At 47.7% G+C, this 6,000-nt stretch carries 5 protein-coding genes and 11 tRNA genes; 1 reads left to right on the forward strand and 15 read right to left on the reverse strand.

All coding sequences use genetic code 11. The features are described from left to right. The first annotated feature begins 78 nt into the window (after positions 1-78). Positions 79-696: a DNA-3-methyladenine glycosylase gene (locus AB3R30_RS20695; RefSeq protein WP_458651111.1), complete on the forward strand. Its 618-nt coding sequence runs from the start codon at positions 79-81 to the stop codon at positions 694-696. A gap of 149 nt (positions 697-845) precedes the next feature. Here AB3R30_RS20695 and AB3R30_RS20700 read toward each other — a convergent pair whose 3' ends face one another. The 15 genes from AB3R30_RS20700 to AB3R30_RS20770 all read right to left on the reverse strand — a co-directional run bounded on the left by AB3R30_RS20700 (position 846) and on the right by AB3R30_RS20770 (position 5,485). After that, positions 846-1,427, reverse strand: coding sequence for an O-acetyl-ADP-ribose deacetylase (locus AB3R30_RS20700; protein ID WP_458651112.1), 582 nt, complete (start codon positions 1,425-1,427; stop codon positions 846-848). Between the two features lie 216 nt (positions 1,428-1,643). Next, positions 1,644-1,805: a hypothetical protein gene (locus AB3R30_RS20705; protein WP_458651113.1), complete on the reverse strand. Its 162-nt coding sequence runs from the start codon at positions 1,803-1,805 to the stop codon at positions 1,644-1,646. A 28-nt stretch (positions 1,806-1,833) separates the two neighbouring features. Continuing rightward, positions 1,834-1,910 (reverse strand) — tRNA-His (locus AB3R30_RS20710). 2 nt (positions 1,911-1,912) lie between these two features. Then, positions 1,913-1,986, reverse strand: a tRNA-Ala gene (locus AB3R30_RS20715). 399 nt (positions 1,987-2,385) lie between these two features. After that, positions 2,386-3,021 carry a hypothetical protein gene (locus tag AB3R30_RS20720; RefSeq protein ID WP_458651114.1) on the reverse strand — a complete coding sequence of 212 codons (636 nt, stop codon included), beginning with the start codon at positions 3,019-3,021 and terminating at the stop codon, positions 2,386-2,388. A gap of 135 nt (positions 3,022-3,156) precedes the next feature. Further along, positions 3,157-3,232: transfer RNA gene (locus tag AB3R30_RS20725), tRNA-Thr, on the reverse strand. Between the two features lie 187 nt (positions 3,233-3,419). Beyond that, a tRNA-Lys gene (locus AB3R30_RS20730) sits at positions 3,420-3,494 on the reverse strand. A gap of 119 nt (positions 3,495-3,613) precedes the next feature. Then, positions 3,614-3,687, reverse strand: a tRNA-Gln gene (locus AB3R30_RS20735). A gap of 5 nt (positions 3,688-3,692) precedes the next feature. Further along, positions 3,693-3,768: transfer RNA gene (locus AB3R30_RS20740), tRNA-Asn, on the reverse strand. 22 nt (positions 3,769-3,790) lie between these two features. After that, positions 3,791-3,885, reverse strand: a tRNA-OTHER gene (locus tag AB3R30_RS20745). A 6-nt stretch (positions 3,886-3,891) separates the two neighbouring features. Next, a tRNA-Ser gene (locus tag AB3R30_RS20750) sits at positions 3,892-3,975 on the reverse strand. A gap of 185 nt (positions 3,976-4,160) precedes the next feature. Further along, positions 4,161-4,244: transfer RNA gene (locus AB3R30_RS20755), tRNA-Tyr, on the reverse strand. Positions 4,245-4,320: 76 nt separating this feature from the next. Continuing rightward, positions 4,321-4,415 (reverse strand) — tRNA-Glu (locus AB3R30_RS20760). Positions 4,416-4,426: 11 nt separating this feature from the next. Beyond that, positions 4,427-4,501 (reverse strand) — tRNA-Asp (locus AB3R30_RS20765). 459 nt (positions 4,502-4,960) lie between these two features. After that, positions 4,961-5,485 (reverse strand): HNH endonuclease, encoded by a 525-nt coding sequence (locus AB3R30_RS20770; RefSeq protein WP_458651115.1) that lies wholly within the window; start codon positions 5,483-5,485, stop codon positions 4,961-4,963. Positions 5,486-6,000: the final 515 nt, after the last annotated feature.

The raw sequence follows: 6,000 nt of genomic DNA on the forward strand, positions 1-6,000 counted from the left end.
CTCCTTAAAAAGAAGGATTTAGGATAAGGATAAGCTCGTGGCGTTTTAACTCTGGCTATCTATCGCCTAAAGGAATTAGTGGAAGTATTTGATTTACCACCCCCTATTGAGGCTCACTGGTTAAACCGAGACTCGACTTTAGTTGCACCGGACTTGATTGGCTGCACCCTCGTTCGTCAGATGCCAGATGAAACACTTTTGCGCGGCTTGATTGTTGAGACAGAAGCCTATGGCTTAAACGACCCAGCAATGCACGCTTATCATCGTGCCACCGCTCGAAATCAGATTATGTTTGGTGAGCCTGGAATCACCTATATCTATCTCATCTATGGCATTTATCACTGCCTTAATGTGGTGACAGACCAGGTAAATATTCCCAGCGCCGTTTTGATTCGGGCGCTTCAGCTAGAAACAATGCCTCCCTGGATTGATCCAATGCACCAACTCAAGCCGCATCGAGTGGCAGCGGGTCCAGGAAAGCTTTGTCGTGCGCTCAAAATCGACCTAACTTTGAATGGAACTCCGCTCCAGCCAGGTCAAGCTTTATGGTTAGAGCATCGCCATTCTCAATTTCAGCAGCAGTTAGAGGATGGCGAGTTGTCTTTGGTTCAAAGTACTCGCATTGGTTTAACTCAAGGCGTTGATCTTCCTTGGCGCTGGTATTTATCCGGTTGCTCAGCCGTTTCTCGTCAGTGAGAATTTAGATTTTAGGAAGCTGACTCAAAATGAATCAAATGTCCTTTTGTAATATCGACATCAATGATAAACATAACGTTCTTATTCAGCAGTGGTTAATAACCTTGATATTGACACCAAGATTCAATACTACCCGCTGCAACTGATTGTTAAATCTCTGGTGACAATGCTTGTACATATGCCTGATAAATTGCTTCAGAGAAACAGGCAAATATAACTTTTTCTATTTCATCGTCGCTTTTTAGAAAATTCACTGTTTCCATAATTGCGACTTGGGTTGCTGCCTCTACAGGATAGCCATAAATGCCACAACTGATTGCGGGAAATGCAATGGTTTTGGCTTCTCGCTCTACAGCTAATTTCAAAGAACATCTATAGCAAGACCCAAGTAATTCAGGTTCACCTTCTAAACCTCCTCGCCAAACGGGACCAACCGTATGAATAATCCACTTGGCAGGTAACCGATAGCCACGAGTGACCTTGGCTTGTCCTGTTTTACAACCACCCAGTAGACGACATTCATGGACAAGTTCAGAACCTGCGGCTTTGTGAATAGCACCATCTACACCACCTCCTCCTAAAAGAGAGTCATTGGCAGCGTTAACAATTGCATCTACTTGAAGTTTTGTAATGTCACCTTGGACAATTTCTATTCGATTCAACATAACAAATGCGTCTATTTGAACTGATGATTGACTAAACCAAAAACTCAGCCTACTTATCACTCCCATACATACTCTTGAGCCTCTAGTGATGTCAAACTTACATAACCAATGTTTGTAGTATCCGTTTCAGATTCGTTGGCATCAAGACAGTGGAGAGGACGGGAATCGAACCCGCATCGATCGACGGTAACTTTTAGGAAACGCGCTTCCTTACTACCCGTAGGCAAATGGGAACTTCCCCCATCTCGGACTACTAATTCCTTTCAGTGCCTCTGCAACCCGTCACCAGAGTTTTAGCTCCCGATCGTCCTTGTGAGAACCGTTACGTTCAGTTTCTACGGCTGCCATTCCATTTAGGCGACCTCCCCAAAATTCCACTGATGTGGAAGTCCACCAGGCAGGTACTGCCCCTACTACGACCGCGTTATCAGCACAGCGCGTCACTATATCCGCCTCTGGTGGAAGCTGGGTTTGGAGTGGCTGACGAGACTCAAACTCGCTAACACTGGTTTCACAGACCAGCACCTCGATCGCTTCGGTTTCAGCCACAGTGGATTCGGTGGGCTTTGAACCTACAGCCTCCTGTGTGCAAGACAGGCGCTCTCCCAGTTAGAGCTACGAACCCATAATAAAAGGTCAAATGGCAAGAGTCGAACGCTCAACGTGCCGCACGTTAGATGCTAGCGGCTACATCACATCCGCGTTTTAGCAAACCATGAACCGTTTTAGAGAAAAATTTTAGAGGGCTGACCACTCAGCCAGGTGGGGAATCTCAAGGCTTTATGATGCCTGTAACCGGAATCCTGGATTTGATCGATCGCTAATCATTAAGGTTTAACCGTTGACAGTTGCCGTTTCGTCTGATGGACTGACAGCGCAACTGGAAGTTAAGGTTTAACAATTGAACTTTGAGCCTTAAGCGTTAAGCGTTAAGCGTTGAAGTTCTAGAAATCCCTGGAGTAAAGGATTTAGTCCTTCCTCCAATCATAAATTTAGAAATTTTCGAGTGACCAGCCCTTCAATTTTAATCCGGCACTTCAACCATCGTGCGAGCGTTGCTAATCGACAGAACGCGATCCACGGTTGACTTAAACTCTTCGATAAACGTCTGTCGCCGCTCCACTTCTGCCGCCAACCCCACTGGGTCAAGCAACTCCACGCCCTCTCGTGCCATAAAGCCATCAGCTAGGGCTTGGTACTGTTCCGACGTTACCGCTTCTCGCCGACCCAGCACCTCCAGCGCCAATTTATCCAATCGCTCTTTAACGCGGGTCTGGGCTGCTTCAAATTGTCGCCGCGTTTGGTGATAAGCCGTATGCATTGTGGTCAAGACAGCTTCATAGTAAGCAATGAAATTCTTCATTTCGATCGCCTCAGCAACCGTCATCTCCTGACCTGCAACCGCGACCCGAGTTGACGCATTTGAGAGGACAATCACTCGTTTGATTGCCCGTCTCCGAGCAATCAAGGCATCCACTCGTTGCAACGCAGCCCGCGCCTGAGTGGTATGCTCCTCGCGAGAGCGAAACCCCGTTGGCACTTTGCCCACTTCAACCACCGCAATCAACGCACCATCTTCCAAGCGAGTCTGCGCCGATTCAATTCGTTTCTCTAACAGCGTCAACTCTGCCAGAGCATCTGTAATCGTCATTACTGTCATTGTTACAAACCTCCTGATGGATATGCCCTGGCAATCTGACCGCAAGAGCGAGGCTAACTATCACTACATCGGTGGCATCCCTAATTTCGTGACTTTCAAAGGAAAGTAGCCGCTGAAGTCAACGAGAGCGATCAATGGGGCTGGAGACAGGAATCGAACCTGCAACCGACTGTTTACAAAACAGGTGCTCTGCCAATTGAGCTACACCAGCATTGAGTCACGGAGGTGAGAATTGCACTCACTGATGTGAAGGGTATGAACCTTCCGAGCCACTATTGCTCCATCTCCGCATATCCCTAACAGGACTCGTAGATTGCTTCCCGCAGGGTATCTGTACCATGCTTGGTTTAAGCAAGCCACGTCTGCCAATTGCGTCACGGGGGCAAAGAATTTTAGATTGGTGGGTCGCCAGGGGGTTGAACCCTGATCTTTCCGCTTAAAAGGCGGCTGCATAACCGTTCTGCCAACGACCCGGAAAGAGTTTTTAGTTTTTAGTTTTGAATTTTCAACTCAACATTCAACACTTAAAACTCAAAACTCAATGAAACGGGAGGATAGAGATCTCGACCCAGAGATATCTCACGCCTCCCGACTGGAAAGGAAGGAATCGAACCTTCAAACACTTGATTCAAAGTCAAGTCGCTTTGCCTGTTTGCGTACTTTCCATTAAATGGCTGCCTTGGTGGGGATCGAAGCCACGACCTCTCGCTTAACAGGCGATCGCTACTACCGCTGAGCTACAAGGCAATACAAACCCCAATCACGGGGATGGGAATGGCAGGAATTGAACCCACGTCTTCAGGTCTATGCCTTCGGCAGGCTTTGCCAACAACCTGACGCTATAACCATCTCAGCTACATTCCCAAAAGGCGGAGGCTAAGAGAATCGAACTCTTGGCGGTTTAACCCGTAGGCGTTTTCAAGACGCTTTCCTCGTCCATGCCGGACAACCTCCATAAGTGGCAAAAAGTGGCGAAAACCGGCTACTCGATGAGTTGTTTATCCAGTTACACCACGTTTTCAAAGGCGGAGAGCAGTGGACTCGTTCGCGTAGCGTCTCCGAAGGAGATACCACAAGCGCAAAACTCCATCTGTTTAGCAAACAGCGCCGATCGCCTAATCGGGCTACTCTCCAAAATTTGGTAGGTCGGGCTGGAATTGAACCAGCAACGCGATCGCGGCGGTTTTACAGACCGTTGCCCACACCAGTAGGCGAGCCGACCCAAGAGATAGAGTTTTGAATGATAAGTTTTGAATTGCCAACTCAAAACTCAAAACTTAGAACTCAAAACTTATTAGGCAGTGCTGACGGGAGTTGTAGCTCGCTTCTGCGGAGCAGTACCCGCAAACACAAGATTGAAAGTCCTGTGGCTTTACCAATTTGCCTACGGCACCAAAACTTCTCACGGGGATGATGGGATTTGAACCCACGATCTTTCGCTCGACAGGCGATCGCTTTGAACCAGCTAAGCTACACCCCCAAAAAGAGAGGAAGGAAAGAGCTAGAGAATAGGACATCGGTAAAATGCCTGCTTCCCTCCTCTAGTTCTTGCTTCCTAGAAATCAAATGGCAATTCAGTTTTCAAGGTTCAGGGTGGCTTGATGTCAGCCAAAGTTAGAAAAATCTACTAGAGAAATCTGCGCCGTTCCAGGTGATAGGTTTGCCTGAGGTGGCGAAGTGCCTGATTGTGGTTAGCTGTATTCAGAAATTGGGTTTCCCGATTGGATAGATTATTGTCAAGTCGGGCAAAAGCCTTTAGTTTGGGAGTCTCTGGGAACTCTAAAGACCTCGGTAGATGACTGAATCGCTCTATTGACCGAGTACCCATTGGATTGGCTCCTTTGTGTTTCGCTTCGTACTACAAATGTAGTATTTGTAGTACGAAGTGTCAAGGGGGTATTACAACTTTTTTGCGAGATAGAGAACTGAAGTTGGATGCTTAGGGTTCAACGCTGCTTTGTTGCTCTTTCCAGAACTGGTCTGCGAAGGCAACAGCCGGATGGATGGGTGCTTTGGGCTTGCTTTGTAGCACCATGCCAATTTCATGCAGCAGGCGATCGCCTTTCTTTGAGTTGCATTTTTCGCAAGCCGTGACCACGTTATCCCAACTGTGGGGGCCATTTTTTGAACGAGGGATGACATGATCCAGGGTTAGATGCTTGGTGCTGCCGCAGTATTGGCAGGTGTGGTTATCGCGGCGGAAGACCTCCCGACGGTTGACAGGTGGCACTTTCCAATGCCGTCCTGGGTTGCCACTGGTCAGGCGAATATGCTCGGTAACTTGTAGTACGATGCTGGGCGATCGCACTTCCCACTGTTGCGTACTGCTAAATTCCAGGGATTCTGCCTGACCCGTAACCAACAACGCGATCGCCCGCTTAATGTTGATTCGTGCTAGGGGCAGATAGTTCTTAGAAAACACCACCACCTGATTTTGTAGTATTCGTGGCTGATGAGTTTGCATAAAATTCACTCCTCAAAAAACAACCCCCACCTCTGGTCACAGAAGCGGGGGATTGGGAAAGGTGATGATGCTTTACCCTAGGTTGGTGATAGGATTACCCTGCACCTGCCGCTCTGAATGTGTTGAAACTGATTGAACCCCTGGACAAACGCTGTCCCATTGCTTTCACTGATGTAGTTGTCGCCACAATCCATCTCAAATCTTGACAACAGGATTGCCTTACCTAAACCCAGACAGGGTCGGCATGACATGGCATGATGTAAGGCTAGAGAGGGTTGACGTATCATGGAAAGCTTGTAGTTTCTTGTATTACAAAGACTATTCACAGACTACACTTGTAGTATAAAATTGTCCACAGTTTGGTTGAACTCAGTGGTTCGGTTATGGATACACTCCAGCAAAACCCATTACGGACGGATCTTCTTGCTATACCTGAACTAACGTCAGTTCGGGTTAAGCCGAAGGCAGCAAATTATAGTCAATGGCGATCGTAGGCTTCTTTGGCTGATGGCAAT

Origin of the sequence: Sivoneniella epilithica UHCC 1019 (assembly GCF_040830845.1) — a bacterium.
Classification (GTDB): Bacteria; Cyanobacteriota; Cyanobacteriia; order Leptolyngbyales; family Leptolyngbyaceae; genus ULC077BIN1.